The following is a 26,497-nucleotide window of genomic DNA, read 5'->3' as shown; positions in this document are numbered from 1 at the left end:
TACATGGCAGCTACCGCTTATCCAAATTACAGCCCTGGGCTTGAGGGCATTGTCGCCGGGATCACCAAGATCTGCGAGATCGACAAGGAACACAGCCGACTCATCTACCGGGGCATCGACGCCCACGACATCGCCGAATGGGGAAGTTTTGAGGAGACCGCCCACCTATTGATTCACGGCGCGCTCCCCAACGCCCAGGAGCTTGCGGCGTTCCGAAAGACGCTCGGCGAGGAGCGCCAGATTCCCGGACAGGTTTACGACGTGCTTCGTCTCCTGCCCACGAATACCCATCCGATGGACTATGCGCGGGCGGGGTTTGCGGCGCTGGCATCTTTCGATCCGGACTACGCAACGTCTCCTTTGGATCGCGCCGCCAACGTCCGCAAGGCCGTTCGCATCACGGCGAAGGCAGGGACGATCGTCGCCAACTCGCACCGGATTCGTCACGGACAGCCAATCATCGAACCCGATCCCAGCCTTGGAACCGCGGGCAACTTCCTGTACATGCTCCACGGCAAAAGGCAGGATGCGTTCACCGAGAAGGTCTTGGACACCTCGCTCACTCTCTATGCCGAGCACGGCTTCAATGCCTCGACCTTTGCCTGCCGCGTGACGGTCGCGACGCTCAGCGACATCTACAGCGGCATCGTCACGGGCATTGGCACGCTCCACGGGGCGCTGCACGGCGGGGCGAACGAAGAAGCCATGAAGATGCTGATCGAGATCGGGTCTGCCGATAGGGCCGAGGCCTGGGTCAAGGACGCCCTCGAGACCAAGAAGAAAATCATGGGCTTCGGCCACCGCGAGTATAAGAAGGGGGACAGCCGGGTTCCGATCCTTAAGAAGCTTGCGCGCGAAATCGGCGAACGCAAAGGCGACATGCACTGGGTCGAGACCGCCGAGATCGTCGAGAAGACGATGATGGACATCAAGGGGATCATCCCGAACGTGGACTTCCCAGCGGCATACGCTTACTACCAGTTGGGCATCCCGATCGAGATCTACACGCCCATCTTCGTCGTGGCGCGCGTGACAGGATGGAGCGCCCATGCGATCGAGCAGCTCGACAACAACCGGTTGATCCGCCCGGCCTGCATCTACGAAGGCCCCGGACTCCGGCCCTGGCCGGCTCTCGAAAGCCGTTAAAGAGCCTCTCATGTGCGAGCCCGGCGATGGCGATCGCGCCCTCGCCGGGCGCTCGTTTGTTGGGGCAAGGAATTGGCGCCGAACTGAACGTTCGGCGGCAGAACGCGCGTCTCAATTTGGAGCGATAGTGGGGGAGGTCGGAACAATCCCCCTATCTGGGCTGGAAGTTGGTCTACAATAGGAGATTCCTGAGCGGCGCACGAGAGGCCGGCGCTCGTTTGGGTCTGGAAGGTGGAGTCAGTAAGCATGGCAGTCACTCGTATGCCGATGGCGGATTATTTGGTCAAGAAAGGCTACGTCAAACCGGAGCAACTGGATGAGGCGAAGCAGGTTCAAGAGCAAACCAAAGAAGTGGATCTCGGCCGCGTCCTCATGCAGCTCGGCATGGTCGGAGAGCGCGAGGTTCTCGAAGCCCGCGCCCAAGAGCTCGGCTACGCTTTTGCGGACCTAGATAACGTTCAGATCGATTCAAGCGCGCTCAATATCGTTCCTGAGCGCATCGCCAAGCTGCACAACGTGATCCCCATTCGCAAAGAGGGCACGAACCTCTGGCTGGCGATGGCCAAGATTTCGGACATTCAGGCGCAGGACGACGTGCGCATGTCCAGCGGCTGCAAGGTGATACCGGTCATGGCGGTCGCCGGCGCCGTCGAGGACGCCATTAAGCGGTTCTATACCGGCAAGTCGGAAGAGGTGGCCGCTCCCTCGGCGGCGACCCCCGCCCAGCAGCAACCCCAAGCGGCCGCGCCTGCAGCGGCGCACGGTGAAATTCGGGCGGCGATAGCCAGCGCTCAGGTGGCGCGCGGCAAAGAGATCGATGAGGAGATGCCGGACAGCGATGCCGAAAAAATGGCAGAGCAGGCGCCCATCATCAAATTGGCGAACGCCCTCATCCAGCAAGGCATCTACGACAGAGCCAGCGACATCCACGTCGAGCCCCAGCACCGCTCGGTCCGCATCCGGTACCGAATCGACGGCGTCTTGATGGAGGCGATGACGGTGCCGAAAAACCTTCAGGCGCCGCTCGTCAGCCGCCTCAAAATCATGGCGGACATGAACATCGCCGAGCGCCGCATCCCTCAGGATGGCCGTATCGAGGTGCGCCACCAAAGCAAGGACTTCGACCTTCGCGTTTCCAGCATCCCGACCCCCTACGGCGAAAAGGTCGTCATGCGTATTCTCGATAAGTCGAGCGTCATGATCGGCCTTGGCAAGCTGGGATTCACCGAAGAGCACCAGCTCCTGGTGGAAGAGGTCACCTCGCAGCCGAACGGCATGTTCCTTTCCACGGGCCCTACGGGTTCTGGAAAAACGACCACGCAGTACTCGGTTCTCAACCGGCTGAACACGGTCGGCGTGAACATCCTTACCATTGAGGACCCGATCGAGTACCAGCTTCCCGGCATCGCCCAGGTCCAGGTCAACCGTAAGGCCGGCTTGACCTTTGCGACGGCGCTGCGCTCCTTCCTTCGGCAAGACCCGGACATCATCATGGTCGGCGAAATGCGCGACCTTGAAACGGCAGAAATCGCCATTGAGTCCTCGCTGACGGGACATATGGTGCTTTCCACGCTGCACACGAACGATGCGCCTTCCGCCACGATCCGTATGATCGACATGGGCGTCGAGCCGTATCTGATCGCCGCGACCGTCGTCGGCATCATGGCCCAGAGGCTTGGCCGAAAGGTCGACCAGGACCACAAGGAGCCTTATACGGTCAAGGCGCAAGACCTCAGACGATTTGGATTCAAAATGACCGATCCCGAAGAGGAGGTCACTCTTTATCGGGGCGTGCCTCACGAAGACAACCGAATGACCGGCTACCGCGGACGAACCGGCATTCATGAGCTGATGCTCTTGAACGACGAGATTCGGGAGTTGGTGGTCCGAAGGGCGCCGCTGACGGATATCAAAGAAGCTGCCAAGGCCAATGGCATGAAGGAGTTGCGCGAAGACGGTTTGCACAAGGTCCTTGCGGGTATCACGGACCCGCAAGAGGTCATGCGCGTGGTCTTTACGGCCGGCTTCTAGAGTGGAGGGCGACGCCCAAAGCGAGGCGTCGAGCGATCGAACTGGGACGAAGAACAGAATGGACGAGCCAAAACCGATTTTCCAGCTGACGGATGCGCAGGCGTTCGACGAGAAGCCCAAGGAGGAGGCAGCCGGGGCGCCGCTGTCAATCGAGGACACGCACGTAGACGACTTCCTCAACATCGTCGTCGATCAGAACGCCTCCGACCTTCATATCAGCGCGAACTGCGAGCCAGTCATCCGCGTGGACGGGAAGCTGATCCGCTTGAACTACCAGCGGTTCACGCCCCAGATCACGCAGCGCATGATGTACGACATCCTTTCGGATGAGCAGATTCACCGATTTGAGACGTCGATGGAGCTGGACTTTTCATACCAGCTTCCCAAGCGTGCCCGTTTCCGTGTGAACTGTTTCCGCGATCGCGGCGCAGTGGCTTCCGCGTTTCGTTTGATCCCGCAGAAGATCCCCACAGTCCGCGATCTGAACCTGCCGCTGTTTCTCGATAAGCTCACCGAGAAGCCTCGCGGCTTGATTCTGGTGACGGGTCCCACCGGCCACGGCAAATCCACGTCCTTGGCGGCGATGATCAATAAGATCAACGAGGACCGCGCCGAGCACATCATCACGATCGAAGACCCGATCGAGTACCTGCATGTCAACAAGAAATCCGTCTTGAACCAGCGCGAGATCGGCCAGGACACCAAGAGCTTTGCGGCCGCCCTTCGCTCCGCCCTTCGTGAAGACCCCGACGTCATGCTCGTCGGTGAAATGCGCGACGTGGAAACGATCGGCTTGGCCATCACCGCCGCGGAAACCGGCCACTTGGTGTTCGCCACCCTGCACACGAACACTGCTGCGGAGTCCATCGACCGTATCATCGACGTGTTCCCTCCGGGCCAGCAGGAACAGATCCGCATCCAGCTTGCCAACAACATCCAGGCGATCATCTCTCAGCAGCTTCTGCCAAGAGCCGGCTCCCCCGGACGCGTTCCGGCGACCGAGATCATGGTGGCGACCCCGGCAATCCGCAACCTCATCCGCGAGAACAAAACCCACCAGATTCCGTCAACTATTCAGACCAGCAGCCAGTTTGGAATGGTGTCGATGGACCAGTGCTTGCGCGACCTCTATATGAAGGGCCAGATCACCCTGGAGCATGCGATGCTGCGCGCGGTCAATATTGAAGAGCTTAAGAAGATGATCAGCACCCCAACCGGGGGCGCCGGCGGTCCGGGCGGCCCTGGAGGTGGTCCTGCGGGCCCGCCACCCCGAAGATAAAGCAAGGAGACGAACATGCCAGTCTACAGCTACAGCTATCGAGACGCAAGCGGAGGCGTGCAGAAAGGCACCGCCGAGGCCGAGAGCGAAGAGGTCCTTCGCAAACGGTTCGAAGAGCAGGGCTTTACGATCACGGAAGTCACGATGATCCGTGCCCGTGGCGCAAAGCAGAAGCGCTATGGCAAGGTCAAGCTGATCAACCTTTCCATCTTCTGTCGCCAGTTCTCGACGATGGTCGACGCCGGCGTCTCCTTGGTGCGCTGTTTGGACGTTCTCGGCCAGCAGACTCAGGATGCCAGGCTGAAGAAGATCATCATGGATGTCGGCGAGCGTGTTGAAGGAGGCGAGAGCCTTTCCCGGGCCATGCAACGCCACTCCAAGACGTTTTCAAACCTGTTTATCGGTTTGATCCGCGCCGGAGAAGTCGGTGGTGTGCTTGAGGAATCCCTTCAGCGCCTTTCGCACTTCTTGGAGAAGGACGTCGAACTTCGCCGCAAGGTGAAATCGGCCCTTACCTATCCCGTTCTCGTCGTCGTAATGGCCTTCGGTATCACGTTCTTCCTCGTGTACTGGTTCGTTCCGCAGTTCGCGAAGATTTTGGAGGACCTGGGACTGAGCAAGGACGACATTCCGGCCCCGACCCAGTTCCTGATCGATCTGGCGCACACGCTTGAGAAGCGGTGGTGGATTTACCTCCTGTCAGTGGTGGGCATCGTTATCGCCTACAAGCTGTTCGTGAGCACCCGCTTTGGCAGACGCGTCGCCGATCGCATCAAGCTCAAGATTCCTGTCTTCGGCAAGCTTCACCACAAGATCTGCATGGCGCGGTTCAGCCGAACGCTGGGCACTCTTCTAACCTCGGGCGTACCGATCCTTCAAGCGATGGAAACGACTTCGGGCGTCGTCGGCAACACGATCATGGCAGACGCGGTCATGGAGGCCCGCGCCAGGATTCGTGAAGGAGACCGAATTGGCGATCCCCTGGAGCAGTCCAGGCTCTTCCCGCCCATGGTCGTACACATGATCGGCGTCGGAGAGGAATCCGGTTCGCTGGACTTCATGCTTCAGAAGATCGCCGACTTTTATGAGGCGGAGGTCGAGGCGACTTTGGCGTCGCTGACGGCTGCGCTGGAACCGATCATGATCGTCATGCTCGGCTTCATCGTCGGCTTCATCGTTATCTCGATGTTCCTTCCGTTCGCGAAGGTCATCGAAAAGCTATCCGGTCCCGGCCAGGGCGAATAGCTCTCTCGGCCCGTCTCCATCTGCGCGTTGAGGTGGAGGCGGGCTATTTGGCGCAAGTAAGGGGACGAGGGCATCGTCCAGAGGCAAGACGGCGGGACCACGGAGGGCATAAGCGGAGTTGCAGGAACTATTTCCAACCTGGACGTGGCTGATCGGAGCTTGGATCGGCGCGTTCTTTGGCAGTTTCCTCAACGTCGTCATCTACCGAATCCCGCGGGGTCTCTCCCTTAACGAACCCAAGAACAGCTTCTGTCCCAAGTGCAAGCATCGGCTGATGGTGCCGGACTTGGTGCCGATGCTGAGCTGGGTCTTTTTGGGGGGCAAGTGCCGCCATTGCAGGGCGAAGGTCTCCAGCCGCTACTTCTTCGTCGAACTGCTTACCTTTGCCATTTGGGGAGCGCTCTGGTACAGATTTCTGGTGCAGGGCTCGGATATCGCGATGTTCCTGGCCTATGCGGCGGCGGGATCGGCGCTGGTCGCCATCATCTTCATCGACCTGGAACTCTATATCATCCCGGACCAGATCAACGGGTTCCTCTGGCTCGTCGGGATCCTGCTGAACGTGTGGCTGTTCATCGCAGGGAGGCCTGAGGCGATGACCTGGGGCATGCCGAGCGCGCTGGCGGGCTGGCTGACGGGGGTCGGCGCCATCTGGGGAATCGCCATCTTTGGAAGGGTGCTCTTTGGCAAAGATGCTATGGGCCACGGCGACATCAAGATGGCGCGGGGCGTGGGGGCCGTGGTGTTCCCTGCAGCGGCGCTCATGAGCTTTGGCGTGGCCGTGCTTTTTGGGGCCGTGTTTGGGATTGTGCAGATCCTGGCAAGGGGCGGTGAACGGCGGGTGGGCGGCGTTCCGTCCGACGTTTTGAATACAAAAGAGCCGGGAAGTGAGCCAGATGTCGAAAGTTCTGCCTCCGAGATAGAGGCAGATTGGGAACCTGAACCGATTCCGGTCCTTCTAAAATGTGGGCTTGGATACCTGTTATGCGTTGACATTGCAGGTCTCTATGTCCCTAGACTGTACGAGCGGTGGTTTGGGGAACCCCAATTCGTGCCGTTGGAAGAAGAGGAAGCGTTTGAGGTCGAGCGGACCATGATTCCGTTCGGCCCCTATTTGGCGTTGGGAGCCATCGCCGTGCTCATCTTCCAAAAGGAGTTGCTAGGATTGGTAGACGCCTACCTGAATTGGGTAGCGCCTGGGACGCGATGAGGGAACATCGAAGACGAATGGCGGGTCGAAAGAATGAACAACAAGGGAGCTTCTTTGCTATGAAACCAACTCGGGGCATCACTCTCATCGAGTTGCTGACCGTAATCGCGATCATCGCGATCCTCTCAGCGATCATTCTGCCCGTCTTGGCGCGTGCCAAAGACAGCGCCTATCGCGGCGGGGACATCCAGCACATGAACGAGCTGAGAACCGCCTTGCAGCTTTACCGAGCCGACAACGGCGCCTATCCTCCGGCGATTCTGGGCTACGCCTCGGTCTACATGACCGGCGCGAACATGGGCCAGATCATTCCGGCGAACCTCTATCCGGGCCACCTCTACAGCAAGCGCGTTCCCTCGCTTGAATCGTTCCGCCCTGCCTATGACCGGGTTGATCCGAGCGCCGTGACCATGGCGCTTTGGCCCAACCAGGACCCCCGCGCGGCGGGAACGGCCCCAGCGCTCGACCTGGATGGTGACGGCGACATCGATGCGGCCGACGATCCGGCAAACGCCAGGCAGGCTTTTGGTCCGGCGACGACCGTGCTCGCCGAGTCCCCGCTTCCGGCCAGCCCCTGCGCCGGCGGCGCGGCGGCCGTGGAAGCCTGCTTCTACCGCATTAGCGGCTACGACGTGGCCGAGGAAAGGGTGCCCGGCTCTGGTGTGACGAGAACGACGCTACGCTACTCCAGGTTCTGGAGTTCCTGGGGCCTTGGCGGCGGCAACGCCATGGACGACCCGCGCCAGCTTGGCTACGACAACCCACCGGAGAACACCGTTATCACCTGGAACGGCTACTTCCGCGACTATTCCGGGGGCGACGTCTCTCACACCAAGAAAGACATCGTGCTGTTCCTGAGCGGCGCGGCGCGCACTTATGACTCGAAGGACGCGTTCGAGCGATCCTGGAGAGTCCTGCCCTGACGCCTTTCCGCCCTACCGACACCAGAGAAGTTGAAATGAACCAGATCAAGCGCGGCCGATCCTTTAGAGCCCGAGGCACTTCACTCCTTGAAGTGCTGGTGGTGATGGTCGTGCTGCTGATCGGCATCCTTGGCGTGATCCAGATCTTCCCGGGCGGCTTTGGGGTCCTTCGCACGACGAAAGCGAACACCCAGCAGTACCGGCTCGGCGAGGAAGAGTGGGCGCGCATCGCGAGCCGCGCCGAGCAGATCCCTGAGGAGATCCGAACCACCGTCTACTCGTTCATTGGCGGCACCCTGGTCAGCATCGTTTCGGACCCGCGAGTGACCATGACGGCCCTGCTTCCCGTCGACGGCGACGGCATGGACAACCAGGGCAACGTGCTGGTTGCGGGCGCCACCGCCGCACTCGGTTATTGGCCCTACGTGAGCGGCGCGAACATGACCCGACGCATCATCGGCGAGGGCGGTCGGGTGCCGGCGCCGAGCCAGACCGGCGGAGCCTTTGGGGGCCTGCTGGTTCTCCAGTTTTCTCCGATCGTCTACGATCCGGGCTATCCGCTTTTGCTCCAGGTCTATGGAAACGACCTCGTCAAGCGCTGGGGCGAGCCTTTCTTCGGGCGCTCGCGAAGCTATGTCTATTACGTGAGCGATCCGGATGAGTCGAACGCCGCGCTTCACATCCCCCGCGACCGGTTCAAGACGTTTTCCTATCGCCTTGAATTCGCGGCTTGGTTCAACAACGGCGGCCCGGAATACCGCGACGTCGAGACGACAATTTCCGTTTCTCCGAACGCGTCTGGCGGCTACTATGACGTTGACTTTTCCGCGCTCCCGGCGGTGAGCGGCTTCGGCACGCTGCTGTCGGTGGACTGGGACTCCGTTCGGCTTGCGCGGTCGTTCGACCAGCTTGCCGACCCCACGCTCTTCACCGGCGATCCTTACGAGTACGTGCTCCTCGACGGGCGGCTCGGAGTCCTGCTGTTCAACCCCAGGGGCTACGACTACAAGGAGCTTCGCGGCAACAACCGCCGCGTGCCGCTCATGGCCCGCGTGAACTACGACGTGCTCGACTGGAGGATTATCCGGGACGAGTTCCGCGTACCGGACGAGGAGAACCCCTCCGTCAAGCTGAAGCTCGACGGCATCAAGGTCAAGGGTGACGACGGGCCCGACCAGCTTCCTAACCGAGGCATGGACGTCGCGGTTCCTACCGGCAACGGGACGCCTCTGGGCGACCCTGGTTCGACCCAGGAACTCGATGTGATCGTGGTGGACCTTCAGACCGGTTCCGTGTTGCTTCACGATCCCACCAACCCCGCGGACCCAAACCCGGACCCGAACGTGCACAACGACTACCTGCGGGTCGATCCGGCCAGGTCATCGTATGTGGTCGACAAGTCGGCAGGGTTCGTCCGGTTCCTCGACTACGATAGAGTGGCGCCTGGGCTCCAGCTTCGGATGATCTACCCGGGGACCAACACCCAGGTGACCGTGAACGCCGAAGGGCGGCTGCTCCGGGCGCTTTACCAGGCTCGCGGCGAGTTCGCCGTCCAGGCGATGAAGGCCGCGTCGCGCTATCGCCAGTCCTACGGCACTCCGCAGATCGCCGAGTTCTATGTCGGCCAGACCGGCAACACGCCCGTCGGCCAGCCCACTCGAATCTACTTCCCAACAACAGACGGCGGCAAGAACGTGACCGTCGGCGAAATCTGGTACACGGACGGAGCTTCCGTCAAGGTGCTCCGTTCTCAGAACTTCCAGATTCAGACGGCGCCCGCAGACCCGATCGGTCCTTATGTCGACATTCGGTCGATCGATCCCGCGGCAACGGCGTTCGACTACAGCAACGGCTATGCCGTGCGGTTCGTGCGTGGCGCTTCCCTGCGCGTCCGAGTTCTTTGGAACCCGGAGAGCTTCAATGTCAAGTCCACCAGCGAGCAGAACTGGCTGAGGTTCAACCAGTGGTCGCGAGGTTGGCGTCAAGTCTATGTCGAGAGCTTCCTACAGAAGGGGGAGAACCCGTAACGTGGCACTCAAACGGCTTCCCTTGAAACAAGCGTTTACCCTCGTGGAGATGCTGGTGGTCATTGCGATCACCGCGATCATCCTCACGCTGGTCATTGTTCCCATCGTTCAGGGCTTCAACATGACGCGGCAGGCCCAGGCCCTCGCGGACGCCCAGGACAAGGCGCGAACGGTCGTCGAGCGTGTTGGCCGGGAGATATCGAACGCTGCGTCGATATTGGACAATGCGGACCGCGCCGGCGAGGTGGCGGTTCTGGTTCCGGGCCGGAACGGCGCGGTTGTTGCCCCGGTGCTCCTCGAGTACTGCAAACTTGACCTGGCCAAGCCCGCAACAGGCGAGCCGCTTCGCGGCCCCAGTGGCGCCTACATCGACCCAGACACCGGCAAAGAGGACCCCACGCTAAAGGCGCCGAAAGGCCAGGTTGTGCTGCCCGTGACCCCTGGGGACACGGTTGTCCGGTTCTCCATCGGCCTGAGGGACCCTTTGCACCCGCGTGGCTACGTAAACCCCTACGATGGGCTCCTCATGGCCAAAGAGGGCGAGCGCGACAACCTGTACGTGCTTTACCGGTTCGAGGTTCAGCCTTACCTTTGGGACAACACGAACCAGCGGTTCGTGGTCAACACCGCCTTCTTTGAAGTCGACCCCTCCACCATCGTTCCTGGCGATCCGCTGAGCGGCAAGCCGGTCATGGACGATCCCTATTTCCTTCTGCCGGGGTTTGACCGGTTCGGAGGCACTCTGGGCGGCGCGGCGCTTGCCGCCAAGCAGGGCCGTGTGCGCAACTGGATGAAGGCGGGGCGCGTGATGACCGAGGTCAGCCGCTTCGACATGATCCAGCCGGTCTACGATAAGCAGAGCCGAAAGGTGGTCTACGACGGCGATACGCCTCGGATTCTCCCGCTGATACAGTTCCGCCCGACCGGGATCGGCAACGAGCCGCTCGAGGCGATGGCGGCCGTTCGGCTGAGCGGTGAAGGCGACAGCGCTACAGCCTTTGCTCCCGACGTCTTCCGGTCGAGCAAGGGCGGATGGAGCGCGACCGTGATCCGTTTCTGGCCCGTCGGCTGGGACCGCACAAACGCCTCGGCCAACGAATACCTGGTGGCAAGGCGCTATCCGGGCGGCTCTGGGGAATGGAGGCACGGGATCTTCACTTTCGACCCCGATCTGGACGCAAGTGAGCTGTACGACGGCCTGCTCCTTTTCGACGGCACGGCCTACGAATGGGCCGTACGAAACCGCCTGCCCTACGCGTTCAGCCGCGCCCTGAATCCGGCGGCGATGGCGAACAGCACCTATCGAAACCGCTTAGCGGCGTTCTCGATGAACGAGAAGCTGGGCCGCGTGACGGCGAGCTTCCCGATCGAGGAACTTGGCGACGTTAACCAGTTGCCGGAACCTCCGGGAGGCAACAAGCCCGACGTCTTGACCGGCCCGACCCTCTCGCCCGTGCAAGACCCCAACCCGCCCGGAACACTGACGGACGCCATCTACTCGCCCAGCGAGCCGAAGTATGAGATCAACTCCTCGTTTAACAAGGTGTGGTCGGTGCGGCCCGAGCTCAGGGGGAACATCCATAGGTTCATCGACCTAAGGGTCGTGGCGCAGCCTGACGATACGCCCAGCCCCCTCGATCCCAACCCGCTTCGCGGCTTTGCCCGAGCTCGGATCGTGCCGGGAAGCGAAAGCGTGATCGGTCCGGATCAGAACGCCGGACCGAACTACGGGCAGCTGATCCGGTACTCCCGCACCACACGAAACCCTGGGCCCAACCAGTACAAGCTGAACTATGTGGACCTTCCCGAACCCACCGATTACCGGCTCCTCGGGTTCTCGAACTCGGAAGTGACGGCTTTTGAGGGACTCGGCGGGTCGTATAGTGCCGCCAACTTCCTCTCAGCCTTCATCCAGCCGAGGTTCAAGGCGGGCTATCTGCAGTTGTATTCCGACCCGAACCTGCCCCTGCCCAATGGGAACATTCGGGTGTCCTACCGCTTCCAATTCACCAGGGATGGCGACAGTTTGTCGGCGGATTACGATTCGCGCCAGGCGATGTCGATCAAGCTGACGATTCGGAACTACCCGCAGTCGTCGCTTCCGAACCCGCAAGGCATCACCGTTGCCGCCAGCGCCGCGGTAAGGAACGTCCTGAGGTAGCGCCATGGGTGGAGAAAGGGTTGAGAACCGAATGAAAAACGCGATGAGCTATCAAAGAGTGTCGAGCAAGCGATCGCGCGGCCAAACGCTGATTGCCGCGATGATCGTGCTCGGCGTGATGATGATCATCGGCTTTGTGTTTCTCGGAATCATCAACCGGAACATCTTCCAGACCAGCGAGTCGCGCAAGCGCTCACAGTCCTATGCTCTGGCCGAGGCCGGCATCCGCTACGTGCACAAGCAGCTTCTTGACAGCGACGAAGGGGCGGACTTCAGGCCTGTGCCGACGCTCCCGATTTCAAGCCGTGACCCCGACCTCGACTATCTGAGGCCGGACCCGGATTCCGACCCGAGCAACGGGGACCAGGGCGGCCCCGATGGGCTGGGCGGCTACACGCGCGTCAACTACGGCAATGGCCGCTTCGTGGTTCGAGTTAGGTACGGCCCTAGCGACGCCGTGCTCTTCTCGACGGCTCAGAACGGTCCGCTTCGCCAGCCCGGGCGCGCGCGGAACTACATCATTATCGAGTCTGTCGGGCGGATCGGGCGCGTGAACGCGAACGACCCAACCACAACCCTCGGCCGCGACAACACCGAGACCACGAAACTCGTGGCGTTTGCCTCGATTGGCCTGATTGAGTCCACGATGTACATCACGGGCTCGGACCGCACGAGCAACGTGGCGGAGATCGGGTCGCCCAGGCCGTTTGGGGTCTCTTATCTAGGAGCTCCGGTCGACGTTCCGGTGATCTTCGGCGGAACCATGGACCTGCCGAATTACGGTGGTGTGGGTTCTGGCACAGCGGGCCTCGGCGGCAGTCTGTATTCGAACATGGACCTCGTGATCCATGGCCCGATCATCACGGAATTGAATCAGCCCCTCGGCGATAACTGGCTCGTGGCGGGCTTGACGGTCGGCGCCAATGACGAGGCGCACGTCCAGATCAACCGCAGCTTCTTCAGCGGCACTTGGCAGACCGACTCCGCGACGCTCACGAACGCGGGCGCGCCCTCGCTGGACAGCCGCAGCAACGCCTTTTCTACCCTGATGGGCCTCTTCCGCGACGGCTACGACGGTAACGATCCCAGCGGCTATTGGCGCAACGTCGGCCCGAAGGCCGGGCCCTCCATCGTTCGCCAGGACCCTGAAACAAACCTGACCCGCTACTTCCAGCTCACCCGCAACAGCGGGCGCGTGACGGCGTTCGGCCAGGAAGGCAGCCGAGGGCACGGCAGCGGTATCTACGTCAACAACACGCAGGACCTTCAGATGCGGACCGACGAGGACGGCCGGGCCGATGCCGGAAGCTCTGAGTCGCTTCTCTACGACTGGTTCCACCCGAACAACGGCCAGGCGAATTCCGGCTGGATCGGCCCCTACTACATCCCTCGCGGCGCCTATGTGCTGATGGATGCCGACGGATTCAACATCATCCGCGACGGGCGGGCCACGGGTCCCGAGCGGACCTGGCGAACCCCCGACGGCGCGGACACCGGAACCTCGTCCATTCGCTTTAGGGTCGGAACGGTCAACGGCGTTCCCTACATCATCAACAGCTTTACGCCTGGCGCGAACATCGGTTCAGCCACTCCCAACTTCGCCGCGGGACGGCCGTTCAACGGGGTGCTGTACTTCGAGGGCAACGTCCGCATTCGCGGGATCATCCCGACCGACGTTCAGATGACCGTTGTGTCGAACGCGACCATCTACGTCGAAGGCAGCATCACCAAGGGCGTTCTGCGCAACCTGGTCACCGATCCGAGCGGCCCTCCGGCGGCCACAAGGCTCAACCGGCCCAGCCGCTCGATGCTGATGCTGATGGCCAAGGATTACGTGGCCATCAACCCCACGATGTTCTTTGGGCCGATCTTCGGCCAGTCGCTGGAGGAGGTCTCCGAAGAGGCCAATCCGGTGGCTTGGAACCCCCTTCGCATTCGCCACGGCGGCTCGTTCGACTGGCGCTTCGAACTGCTCTGGAACACGGCGAGCGGAAGCGGGCCGTCGCTGCCCAACAGCTGGGAGAGCATGGCCGAAGGCTATCGCGACGCCAACGCGACGAACAGCTTCCGGAAGTCGATGGTCGTTTTGAGCCATGCGACCGATGACGGCGCCGCTCCCTGGTCCTTCATGTCGATGCAGGTCAATTACGGCCTGGCGAACCCGGACTACTTCTTCGAGATGGTCGCCCCGAACGCGGCGGCGCCCTACTTCCAGCCGCAGCCCTATGGCGCGATCTACGGCCTGGGCAGCGAAACCTGGCAGCGGTATCCCAAGTTCGAAACGACCGGGTTCACGCTCTTTGACCCGGCCACGCTCAGCACCCAGGCCAACGGGACGGTGCTCCGCGCGAACGCCGCCGGCAGCTACGGAGATTACATGGGTTTGGTCGGCGACATGAGCGATATCCTCATGCGCCACAACCAGCTCGGGGCCGGAGCGACGAACGACTATCTCTTGGCGCGCGCGGTGGTTCTGCCGTTCGATGTGCGGATCGAAGCCTCGATGTTCGCTGAACAGGGTTCGTTCGTGGTGATTCCAGGCAACTGGTTCAACCCGAACCCAAACGACACGCGCGAGGCCTTCGAACTTCGGGTTACGGCGTTCCAGGGCCTTGGGATGACCCACGCGCAAGCGGTTGCCCGGGCCATCCAGGAGCGGCGCGAGAACTATGGGTCGGGACCGGAAATGCCGTTCCACCAGGAGCCGCTCGACGTGAAGATCGGCATCTTCGGTTCCATCAGCCAGAACATCCCGCTTCCAATGAGCTATCAGGGCGAGTGGCTGCGCAAGTGGGGCTGGATACCCAAGCAGACGGGCTATATGTACGATATCGCGAGCGATAAGCCGATCTACATCCCGACCCTGCACAACCACCCGCTGTTCGACGTGAGTTCGGGCGCGAACTACGTGCCGAATCTGATCGTCTCGTACGATCCGGCGTTGGGTACCGCGTCCGCGTTCGGCTTCGGCGGCGATTACATTCGGCGGGACTCTTACGGGCGTCCGCTGGCGCCCATGCCGGCCCTGCCGGTGAGCCCGGTCCTTTCGTATTTCGGGGAGGTTCTTCGATGATTCGGCGATGCGCTGCGATGCTTGTGGGATTGGCCGGTCTGCTGGCTCCCGCCGCCATGGGCCAGGTCAACTATGCCCAAAAGGCCATCGACATCCGAGCCGGAGTTCTCTTGCTCGACAGCCAGCAGGTTGCCGGTACCCAGGCGAACTACGACCCCTACGTTTGGCACAACCTGGACCGAAACAAGGCCGTGAAGCCCTCCGGTTGGAACTTCACGAACCCCCTTGCGCCAGGCTCGGTGACCGCAACGATCGCCTCGCGATGGTCTCTTCTCGACACGTTTTATGGCGGCAGCGCTTTTGGGCCCGCGATTGGTGAGCGAATCACCAAGAGCAACGGCGCCTATTGGGAGCTTCGGCTTGCCACAGCCACCAACGAGCAGCTTTCCCAGTTCGACGTCTTGCTGGTCAGCGTCCAGGGCTTCGTGAACATCAACCCCGACGAGCGGGGCCGACTTCGAAAGTTTGTGGAGTCCGGAGGTGTGCTCTGGATCGACATCGCCTATTCCGGCGCGCCCCAGCTTGATTTGGTCAACGGCTTCCCGCTGCCTTTCACGGTGGCGAGCACCTCGATCGGCGCCGGATTGGACGCCGACTGGCTCCATCCGTTGATGACCTACCCGTCGACCATTACGTCCAACAACCTTTTGGCCATGCAGAGCCAGTCGACCATCGGCGTACGCGCTGTGGACCTGGCCGCCGTTGCCCATGCGGACATTCAGGAGATCCAGCAGCCGACCGACACGGCGGCGGGCGAGTATGGCCGCTTCTATCCGGTCGCCGCGGACCAGCTTGGCCCCTTCGTTTCGGTGGGCAGGATTGGCGACGGCTTTATGGTGGTCACGACGCGTGGCTTGGCCGACACGCTGAACCGGACCCGCAGACTGGTGAACGGGCAGGACGTGGGCAACGACTATGAGCCCAACCGGATTTCCACTGCTGAACCCTATGTCCCCGATGCGCGCGCCGATGCGGCCGCCAAGCTCATCGTGAACATGGTGAGCCTGACCTCGGGCCACCCGCAGTTCGGCGGCGGCACGCGCAAGACCAATGGCAGCGCGATCGACGTCGGCGCGCCGCTCCTCAGCCGGTTTTCAGCGGTCTACCCCTCGCAGTTTGATCCGGGCGACGCCTACGTTCCGCCCGCCATCTTCAAGGGCCTGGTGGCGATCACCGTGGGGAACCACATCGAGGTCTATGATGTGAACCCCGAGCGGGACCTCGACTACGATGGCAACCCCGACGACGGCATTTTGGACTACGCCTTCGGCAAGAGCTACGACCTGGTATGGCGTAGCGCGTCGCTCACCACGCCGATTTCGCCTCCGACTTGCGCGGAGGTGCCCAACAGTTCGGTGCCGAACCAGATCGCGGTCGTGGACGGCAGCGGAAACCTCGTCGTGTTCAACGTCTATGCGACCCCTTCGGCGGCGGTCAGCCCCGTATGGACGACACCGGTTCCAACGGGTTACTCCTCGCCCAGCGGGCCCGGCCGAGGACCCTACGCGCCGACCTATTCCGAGGGACTCTATTTCGTCGCCGATGACGCCACGGCGGGCTTCGCTTCGGCGGTTGGCCGCGTATGGGTCGCCGATGCTTCCGACGGAAGCATTCTCGAAACGTCCGGCACGCCTTGGGCGGTAGGCGGCAACGGTGTCAACCAGATTCGCCAGCCCTCTTCGAGCCCGACGGTGGGCGACGTTCCGATCCAAGATGGCTCGGGGGGCACCGATCGCGTCGTGTATATCCCCACCCGAGCCTCGACGAGCGGCGGGCCGCAGTCCACGCCGGGCATCACGAGCATTTGGTTCGGCGCACGGGGCGAAAAGCCCACCACCTGGAGCCAGGCCGGCGACCAGCTCACCGTGATCACCCGCGCGAGCCTCCAAGGCCTGCGCATCCACAAGACCACGGCCGGCCCCGATCCGCTGGGCATCAAGCTTTCGGTCATCGACGCGAATGGCGCGGCGTGGAACGTGGCGCAGCTCGACACCTATTTCAAAAGCGGCGTCAGCGAATCCAATGGTGTCCTGACCTTCACCATGGAGTCGGGGCAGACGCTCCCGCCTTCGGTCTCGCTTCGGCTGGACTACACCATTGATTGGGGCACGGGCCAGAACAACATCCAGAACCAGATCGTGCGTGGGAACCTCTATTTGCCCGGCGACGGTACGTCGGAACGGATGGTTCTTCAGCACCTGGCGATGTCGCCGACGGGAACCTTGTACCTGACAACCGCCCCGCCGAACGACGGCTTCGATCCGCTCCTCGGGCCGGACGGCGGGACGTATTTCGCGTTCAGGGAAACGGGCCGCGGCAACTTCGTGATGCTGGACCGGTACGACCTCTACCCTGCCCACACGATCTCGCCGAACCAGTCCACCCCCGTCAACATCGCCGAGACCCTATTGGACACGGACGAGGTGCAGACCTTTGCACCGCCATTCCTGGGTGGGGCGTTCACGCGGCTCCGGTTCAGAAGCGCGCCCGTCGTGGTGGGCAACAACGTCTATGTGACCGCTTGGGGCCTGAAGGCGAACCTCGTCGACTGCATGGTCGTGATGTGCTTCCAAGCCGATCCCCCGGCGCCCGAACTCATCGTTCCTGAGATCGCGGGTTCCTTCACCGTGGTCCAGCAGGACATGGCGCGCAGCCCGGACCGCTACAAGCCGAAGGTCTTCAGCGTGTTGCAGCCGGGGCAGTACAGCTACGAGGCGAACCAGGCAAACGGCAAGGGCCGCATCCGCATCGCGAACCTCTCGCCCAATCAGCGTGGGCTCATTCAGAACTCGATGAGCCGCAGTCTGCCGGTGCTCATCCGGCGCGGGGGGCAGCCGGACCTCTATGTGGAGCCCGACCGCACCGCTTCCAAGTGGAACACCCTGCAGTGGTATAGCGTGTTCTACGGCTACAACGGGCGCGCCCCGCTGACGGTCACTGGCAACACCCTGTTCTTCAGCGGCACCAGCCTCTTGCCCGACATCCTTGCCGGAAAGCCGTTTGCCTCCTGGCAGCCGAGCGGCCTGCTGGTGGGCATGGATGCGGTGATCAGCCCCAGCGACTCGTTCCTTCATTCAAACCCCATCCGGCCGTGGCTCAAGCAGCTTTGGTTGGTGGACGTGGACAACCCGGGGCCGGGATCGATCGCCCCGAATCCGGACATCCGCTGGCCCCAGTCGCGCGGAGTGACCAAGTTTGAGGAGTGGTATCAGAGGCTGCTTCAGACCAAGCTGCCCGGCTCGACCACGAACTATGGGGTCGTCGCCGGAGACGGGGTGCTGGCTTCGTGGAGCAAGACCGGCCTTTTCGGCTTCGCGCGGTCCGATTTCATGGTCGCCGACGAGAATCGCTTGGCTCGGTTCGACGCTTCGGGCAACCCGATCTGGAGCTCCGACAGCTCGTCGAGCACAGGAACGATCGGCGACAGCGGCTCCGCCGGGAGCCACAAGCCGTTGGTTCGGCCCACACGCGCGTACTCTCTGAACTCGCGCGAGATGCTGGTGGTGGATACCGGCGGCGACAAGGTGGTCCAGATGGACCTGAACGGCCGCGAGCTCCGCTCGATCTATGGGTTCCAGCTTGATCCCGACGTGCCCGCCGCTTCCCACACGGGATTCCGGCCCGAGGGGTATGTCGCCAACGAGAGCTTGCTGCTCCATTTGCCGCGGGACGTCGTCGCGTACACCACTTACGTCGCGAATCCGACGCAGTTCAGCAACCCGCAGCCGCTGGAATATTGGGTTCACTTCCTGATCGCCGACGGCGGCAACCGCAGGCTGATCGAGATCGTGGACCGGTATGCGGCCGATCCGATCACCAAGCGCGTTGGCAACATCGTCACCGATGGCGCGGGCAATCCGGCGGTGGGCGTGCTCAACTGGCACTCGCCGGCGAACTTCAGCAGCAAAAACTTTGAATACACGGGCGTCTCGACGCTGTACTACTCCGCCGGCCCCGGCACGCCCAGCAGGCACTACGCGGCGTCCATCGGCGGGTCTCTGCCCTCGAGGACGGCGCTGGGTCTGGACAGCCCCTCCACGATCTCGACCTCGAACTCGCGCGAAGGCGGCGGCATCGTGGTCTTTAACGATAGCGCCGGCATCGAGGCGGTTGTGGACCAGGTCTACGTGCCGGACGTGCCGGCAAACGTTTACTGGAACTCCGGTGCGGGCTCCTGGTCCGGCGCAGCCGTGCCCGGACACTACAAGAAGCTGAACAGCGTCAGGTCGGTGTCCATGCGCCTGATCACGGACGGCGGCGTGCGGGTCGCGATCATGTTCACCGATAACGACGGCGTCTATGAAGTGGTCGAAGGGCCCCTGGGGTGGACCGTCCGGTGGATGCTGCCCAAGGGCGCTTACGTGGTCATGCGGCGAGGTATCGGAACCGGTCTGCCGCTTGCCTCGAACGCGCCAGGGTTCATGCCGACCTATGCCCGTCGCCTGGATTCCGGCACCGTGCTGGTCGTGAATGGCTACAGCTCGAAGACTTTGACGGGCGCCGACTTCTTTGGCGAGGTGCTCGAAGTGGACGGAAGCGTGGACACGACGAACGACAACACGATTTCCGGATTCAGCTTCTCGAAGATTAACCTTGGCTTCAACTGGTTCAGCGTTCTCTTCCAGTTGCCGCCAGTGACGGGCGCGAGAGGAATCGTCGTGCCGGTCTTTGCCGACAGGCGTTGATGGAGAAAGTGGTGAATTACATGCGGAACGGCAACAAGATTTGGATCAGCCTGGCGTTGGCCATCAGCGCGGCTCTCGCTTCTGCGCCGTGCATGGGCCAGGACTTTCCCACGTTGAAAGGCGACAACGCGCGAACCGGCAAGAACGCCACGGCGAACGCCAGCGGGCCCGGCTTGGCGAATCTCAGGTGGTGGCGCCCGAACTTGGCGGACAATATCGGCGGGACCAGGGTCCTCGACAATCCGGACGCCGGCGTCACGTTTTCGGGAGCCTGGAGCCAGCCGCTCACCGTCGCGGATGAGGCTTTCAACGCCTACATTTCAGACCCCAACGCCGACCCATCGGTCGTTTTTCCTTACCGCTACGCAAAGACGGTCTTGAGCTCGGATCAGGACGACCCCACCCAGGGATCGACGTCCTATGTCGAGTGGTCGATTTCGCCGCCGGGCGCCGTTCAGCGCAACGTGGCCCTTTATGCGTGGCTCCCGATCGGCCCCACGCTGGAGCTTGGGAATCCACTCTATCCTCAGCGCTTCTTCGTGTATGAGATTCTGTACGGCACGGGCGGAAGCAAACGGTGGATCGACGTCGTCGACACCTTCCAAGCCGGCACGAGTTGGGTGCGTTTGGGCGGCGGCGGCAGGCCCACGCGGCAGCTTTTCGATTACGATGGCTCGACCCCCATCAGGATCCGGCTCCACAACACCGTTCCGATGGACAGCAGCGGCCGCTATACGGATAGCCCCGGCACGCTCGTTTACGGCGACGCGGTGATGGCGGTTCCGGAATACGGAACCTACGTCGCCTCGCCGATCGTGAACCTGATCTCCTCGCTGCCCACGATCATCAACACGGTGGACGCCATTACGAGGCACGAATTGGCCTACGTGGACGGCAAGCCGAAGGTCGTCGAGGTTGGAGAGGTCCATTCGAGGTTCCACGATTCGAACAACGGCTTGCTTGACGTTGCAAACAACGACCGATGGGTGTTCCGGCCGAACCAGGTCTCGCCCGAACTCACGGTGAACGTCGACAACCTGTCGGCGGTCCCTGGGCCAGGATGGACGCCTCAAACCACTCCGAGTGGGTTCATCGGAACCAACTACCTTTCCCAGCCCACCACCAACAGCACGGTGCTCATGTCGAACGTCTCGTTTGAGCCGACGCTGGAAGACGGTAGCTACGAAGTCTGGGTCCACCTTCAGGGAAGCTCCGGCCCCACGGTCTTTGCACAGCAGCAGCGGGTGGACGTCGAGGAGGGGGCTTCGGTTACCAACCTGACCCTGGATGCCAATGCGGGAGGCGGTTGGGTGCGCCTTGGGTCGCGCCGGTTCGATCACACCAAGGCCGATCCGCTTCGCGTCAAGATGACGAATTTCAGCGCGCTTCCTGCCGATGCGGGCCTGCTGGCGTATGCCGATGCGGTCCGGTTCGTCGGCGCAGGAAGCACCGCGATCCACTCGACTCCTGTCCAGGCCAAGGCGTTTGTCAAGCTCACACCCGCAGGCGCGCCGGTGGAAAGAGAAGTGACCATCGTCTGCGCCGAGGACGGCAGGATCTACTGCCTGGACTCGCTGGGCAATGCTGACGGCACGACCAAGGTTTATTGGACCTATCCCAGCACTCCCCGGCCGAACGAATCCGGCTGGACGGACCCGAACCATGTCAGCGGGGTCGATGGCGTCGGTCCGATCGCGGAAATGCCAATCGGCTTCGACATGACCTCCGCGATGATCCAGCGGATCAGCGGCGTGGACTACCTCTATGTGGGCTCCACGAACGGCCGCGTTTACTGCATCGAGATGGCTGGGCGCGGGGATATGGACGACGCCAAGAGCTATCCCGGCACCGCCGTTCGCAGGTGGACCTACCCGAACGACTATCCCTCTTCCCGGCGAACCAGCACCCTGGGACCGATCAAGGGCTCTCTGGCGTTTGCCACCATCGCCTCCGGCCCCACGGTGTTCGTTCCGACCTCGGAGGGTCGGCTCTATGCGTTGAACGCGCTCGGCACACCGGCGACGAAGACCACGAGCGTCCGTTGGAACTACCCCAGCTTGACCACCCAGCCGCTCGGCGCCATCCAGTCCACTCCGGCCGTTGAGTTTGGGAGGGTGTACTTTGGCAGCAACGTCGGCTCGGACAATCTTGGCCACTTCGTGTGCCTGAATCAGGATACGGGCGCACTGGTCTGGCAGTACTCCGGCGGCGCGGCACAATGGAACCGCGCGAATGCCGAGAACTTCGCCAGCGGTCCGGTGACCATCGCTTCGACCCTGATGACGGGCATGCCGAACACCGTCGTGGCGGCGAACGATAACGGCTACATCACGGCCTTTGATGCGGCGTCCGGCTTGATTCTCTGGGCAACCAACGAGCTTGGCTCTGCGGTCGCCGGCAACTTGACCTATTCGCCATTGACGGTCTACAACAATTCAGGCGCCCTCTACTCCTCCCCGCAGCCGTGCGTGATCGTGCCCACCAACGACGGGCGCATCTCGGCCCTGTTTGCCGAATGGTCGAAGACGAACAGCCTGGGCGGCACCCGCCGCCGCGCCTGGGGCTTCGATACGCGGGCAACAGACCTCAAGACTTCGGTGGCCGTTGGCCGAAATTGGATGTACATCACCGACCCCAACGGCTACATGTACGGCCTCAACAACAGCACCTCCGGGCACATTTCGCCTGGAGACCCGCCAGGAACGTTCGAGATTGTCGAGAACGACCCGCTGGGCATCCCGTTCCGCGAAGCCAAGCTGGTGTTCATCAAGCCGGACACCTATCAGAAGCTCCGCTTGCCGACGGGCGCTTCGGGGCACATGACCCACGCCCAAGCGAACAACACTTCGGCCCAGGTGACGACGGTCAACCCCGCCTATGAATGGGGCGAGACCATCTACCTGATGGTGTACAACTTCCCATACAACCCGTCGGGCTTGCCCGAGCCGCCCTACACGGCCCCTCAGGCGGAGTTTCGATTCAACGTCGAAGGCGCGTCCGTGCGCAACATCACGTCGACCGCGAAGCGGTTTTCGGGAACGTCTCCCGTCTCCGGGATCACCGGCGCTACCCTGGACGGCTACGCGATCATCTCGTTCACGGTTCAGGGCTCCGGCAGCACGGCGATTGCGCCGGGCAACGCCAACACGAACGCGATCCTTTCGGCTCAGTTCGGCGCGGGCGATCCGCTGCAGAACGTGGTGCTGAACCCGGCCCTCGTCAACAAGGTCTTCCAGGTAGCCAACCCGATCGCCGTTGCCACGCAGTTCGATGCTAGTGGTAACCCGCTGCCGAACCATTCTCTGGGCTACACGATCCAGCCGAACCACTCGGAAGCGGTGATGAACGGCTCGCGCGACATCCTTTCGAGCACCAAGCGCGAGGACCGCATCACGGCCTCCGCCGGCGTCGTGCACCATAATCAGAAGGCCACGCGCCAAATGGCGGTTTTCGACCGCAGCATGATGCGCCAGATTCGCGGGCCCGAGCGGGGCGTGGACAACGTGCGCATAGGCAGGGCTGACCTGACCTGGCGCGGTGGCGCAGGGTCCATCTGGAAGCCGCTCGATCCGCTGGCTTATCCCAACTTCGAGGACCGCCCGACACGGTTCCCCAACACCAGCTTGGATTTCCCCGATCTCAAGCAGGAGCGGGTGGACTTCATCAAGGACCGGTTTGGCAACGCGGAGGACCCCGCGAACTACGGGGTGGCGCTCATCCCGCCCACCTCGGTCGGCGCTTTCTCGGTGACCAACCGGACGCTGGTCCGAACACCGCTGGACATCGACATCAACGTTCCCAGGTACCAGCCGGCCAACCTCTCGACGATTCTGGACTCCGATCCGGCCAATCTCGCCGGCGTTCCGGGAGGCTATGCCGGAACGATCACGGTCTATGTCGACTCGAACGGCGACGGCCGATTCGGCAATGTGGGCAACCGACGCGAGGCGTTCCGCACGTTTGTGGCCGCCGCGAGCGTGGCCGTGGATGAGAAGTTCTACGTGGGGACCCCAACCTTGGACCTCGGCTCGCTGGGCTCGGGTACCGGCTTTAGGGCGGATTCGACCAACCCCTGGCCATGGCTGTCCACCAATACGGGCTATGGACCCAACGTTGCCCCGTACACCGACATTTTCCAGACGTTCCGCGTGTTCAACGACGGAAACGTGAACCTCCTGAACCTCAGGCTCGCCAAGGGCTTCTTCGACCCCACGTCTGGCACCGTCCGGCCCTGGGGCCTCTTTGCCCCCGCAGGGCACGAGCGAAGCTGGCTGGACACGCAGCTCAACCTCTGGTCGGACATCGACAAGCGGTTCGCTCCGGTGCATTCGGGCAGCAACAGCGTGATCCTGCAGAAGCCTAGGGTCGGCGACTCTTCGGCGAACGAGCTCCTCGTGAACCCCAGGCGCAGGGTCAACGAGAACCTGAACCAGTTCGCGGAGTCGTACCTGATGCCGACAAGCGGCCCGGCAGGCGTTCTGCCGAACCCGCCGCGCGTCTCGGTCTCCGTACCGATCGGTATGCCCGTCGGGTCCTACCTCTCACAGATGCGCGTGATCGAGGACGTGGACGACAACGAGACGCTCGCATATTCGTTGCTCGCGAACGGTACGTGGAACCCCACCGAGGCGCAGTCCGATCCTGGATTCACCCTCAGGTTCAGCGCGCGCGAGTCCCGAATCACGAACGCCTACACGAAGTACACGGCGCCCATGATGCAGAATCTCTCGAACGGCACCGAGAAGTTCCTGCACCAGAACATGCAGCCTGCCGCCATGCGAGACCGCTTCGGCAACCTCCTGGTAGCGTACATGTCGAACTCGTCGGCGTTCAACGCGCCGGAGCCCCTCACCGAGAGCCTGAACGACGGGTGGCGGCTCTACATCGGCTCCATGACGGGAACGCGGCCTGAAACCGGCCTCGGGTCAAGCTTCTTGCCGGACCTGAATGCCTGGCTTCCCGGCGCCGGCGGCACCTTCTTCCGGCAGGAAGTGGGACCGTTCCCGACCGTTCCCTCGACAGCGCTCTTCGGTCTCTCCGGCGGCGAGACGATTATTGCCGGCACCGACAAATTCGGTGCTCCCGCCTTGCCGCTGCTCGGGGCGTTCAACCCCTATACCGGTGCTGAGTTTGGCACCCAGCACATCGCGTTCCTCGGCGAGGCCCAGATACAAAGCGGCAGCGGCCGACGCAGCATGTCGCTTCCGTTTGTGGCGTCGTTCACGACGGCGGCCGATGGGGCCATCAGCATGGGCAACATCAGCCCGCTGCCCAGCGTGGAGGGCGGCGTCAAGGGTCGTCCCGCGATCGTCAAGACGAGCGATGCCGACGGCACGCTGTTCTTCGCGGCGGGCGGCGGCGGACAGACCCAGATCTATGCCCAGGCATTCCACGACAACGGCACGACCGCCTACAACACGGGCCAGCTACTGAAGCTGGCGGTCGGCACGGGCTTCGAGTATGTTTCCGGGCCCAGCGCCTACGCCAGGACCTATGCGGGCGCCTCGGTTCCCGGGCTTCCGAACGGGGCGCCGATGTTCGAACTCGGTTTCACCGGCAAGCTTCGCGGCAGGCCGAATCCAGAGGTTTTTCATGGCAGGGTGCGCGCGGGTGGAACCTACGGCGGACCGCAGGGCCAGGGCGGCCAGGCGCAGTTCATCTATCTGCCTGAAATGGTGGACGACCGGATGGTCGCCGATGGCGAGGCTGGGAACTACCGTTCGACCGGCCTGCAATGGAACCTGAACGCCACGATCCAGCTCGACATGATCCTGAACGGCGTGAGGACCAACCTCGAAGTGGCCAACACTCGGGTCATCGACCGCACGACCGGGCTTGTCACGTTCGACACCAAGCTTGGCGGAAAGGCCTACCTGGACCCGAACATGGGCACGGTGCGGCTGGCGGGAACGCTGCCGCCGCGAAACGCGAGCCTGCTCCTGCGCTACACGCCGCGCCTCCTATTGGCGAGCGGCAGTGCGGGCGCCGGATACTCGACTCCAACGGTGATCTTCGACAACCGCATGATCGGCGAGTTCAGCTATTGGGCGCGTTCGAACAACCAGCCTCTGGTGCCGAACGGCGGCCCGATTCCGAACGACCCCGTCCGAAGCGCGCGCATGGTCTTCACGTATGGCCGAGCGGCGGCAGGAGCGGGCCAGACCAGCCGCCCCTATATGCGCACGTTCCGGCTCGGAGTCCAACTCCCGGTGCCGGTGCACACTCAGGCGAACGGCGCGATTACGTCGTTCAACGTGACGGGCGCCACCTCGTACTACCAAATCGATCCGGGCCGGGGCCGGGCCTATTTCCAGGACCTGGATGAGAACCGAACGGTCACGATCACCTACACGGGTGTGGATGAGGCGACGGGAGCTGCCATCCCAGGAATCGTGCTGACCAATGTCCAGGTCGCGCTGGTTCCCGAAAGGGATGAGGCGCCGGTTCCAATGGACCAGGCGTTCACCGAGTCGCAGCTCTTCGCGTTCCCCGATCCGTTCGACTTCGGGAACGCCGCGCAGCGACGGCCAGGGCTTATCTGGCTGTTCTGGATGAGCACGCGAACGGGAACACCGGACATCTTCTTCCAGACAATTGCGCCGAGGTTCACGCCAACGCCGGTCGGAAAGCAGTAATCGAGTTCGGAAAAGACGTAAACTGGGGCAGAAGCAGACGATCTGCCCCGTTTTTCGTTTGAATACGAACAGAAGCAGGGGG

11 protein-coding genes are annotated in these 26,497 nt (G+C 62.5%); all 11 read left to right on the top strand.

The window, feature by feature from the left end:
* Positions 1-3: 3 nt before the first annotated feature.
* The 11 genes from HZC36_15785 to HZC36_15735 all read left to right on the top strand — a co-directional run bounded on the left by HZC36_15785 (position 4) and on the right by HZC36_15735 (position 26,415).
* Positions 4-1,146: a citrate synthase gene (locus HZC36_15785; protein ID MBI5708444.1), complete on the top strand. Its 1,143-nt coding sequence runs from the start codon at positions 4-6 to the stop codon at positions 1,144-1,146.
* A 246-nt stretch (positions 1,147-1,392) separates the two neighbouring features.
* Positions 1,393-3,177 carry a Flp pilus assembly complex ATPase component TadA gene (tadA, locus tag HZC36_15780; GenBank protein ID MBI5708443.1) on the top strand — a complete coding sequence of 595 codons (1,785 nt, stop codon included), beginning with the start codon at positions 1,393-1,395 and terminating at the stop codon, positions 3,175-3,177.
* 58 nt (positions 3,178-3,235) lie between these two features.
* Positions 3,236-4,456: a type IV pilus twitching motility protein PilT gene (locus HZC36_15775; protein ID MBI5708442.1), complete on the top strand. Its 1,221-nt coding sequence runs from the start codon at positions 3,236-3,238 to the stop codon at positions 4,454-4,456.
* A gap of 15 nt (positions 4,457-4,471) precedes the next feature.
* Positions 4,472-5,701 carry a type II secretion system F family protein gene (locus tag HZC36_15770; GenBank protein MBI5708441.1) on the top strand — a complete coding sequence of 410 codons (1,230 nt, stop codon included), beginning with the start codon at positions 4,472-4,474 and terminating at the stop codon, positions 5,699-5,701.
* A gap of 118 nt (positions 5,702-5,819) precedes the next feature.
* Positions 5,820-6,911: a prepilin peptidase gene (locus tag HZC36_15765; GenBank protein MBI5708440.1), complete on the top strand. Its 1,092-nt coding sequence runs from the start codon at positions 5,820-5,822 to the stop codon at positions 6,909-6,911.
* Positions 6,912-6,970: 59 nt separating this feature from the next.
* A complete protein-coding gene (locus HZC36_15760; GenBank protein MBI5708439.1) occupies positions 6,971-7,834 on the top strand; it encodes a prepilin-type N-terminal cleavage/methylation domain-containing protein in 864 nt (287 codons plus the stop codon).
* Between the two features lie 35 nt (positions 7,835-7,869).
* Complete coding sequence (locus HZC36_15755; GenBank protein MBI5708438.1) at positions 7,870-9,861, top strand: hypothetical protein; 1,992 nt, start codon at positions 7,870-7,872, stop codon at positions 9,859-9,861.
* 22 nt (positions 9,862-9,883) lie between these two features.
* Positions 9,884-12,022 carry a prepilin-type N-terminal cleavage/methylation domain-containing protein gene (locus HZC36_15750; protein MBI5708437.1) on the top strand — a complete coding sequence of 713 codons (2,139 nt, stop codon included), beginning with the start codon at positions 9,884-9,886 and terminating at the stop codon, positions 12,020-12,022.
* A gap of 43 nt (positions 12,023-12,065) precedes the next feature.
* Entirely contained in the window at positions 12,066-15,095 is a 3,030-nt protein-coding gene (locus HZC36_15745; GenBank protein MBI5708436.1) for a hypothetical protein, read from the top strand.
* Entirely contained in the window at positions 15,092-19,780 is a 4,689-nt protein-coding gene (locus HZC36_15740) for a hypothetical protein (GenBank protein MBI5708435.1), read from the top strand. The genes HZC36_15745 and HZC36_15740 overlap by 4 nt, the downstream gene beginning before the upstream one ends.
* Before the next feature lie 11 nt (positions 19,781-19,791).
* Entirely contained in the window at positions 19,792-26,415 is a 6,624-nt protein-coding gene (locus HZC36_15735) for a PQQ-binding-like beta-propeller repeat protein (protein ID MBI5708434.1), read from the top strand.
* Positions 26,416-26,497: the final 82 nt, after the last annotated feature.

It is taken from the genome of Armatimonadota bacterium (assembly GCA_016223145.1).
Lineage (GTDB): Bacteria > Armatimonadota > Fimbriimonadia > Fimbriimonadales > Fimbriimonadaceae > Nitrosymbiomonas.
The sequence above is the reverse complement of the archived record's forward strand: the minus strand, read 5'-3'. Positions and strand labels throughout refer to the sequence as shown.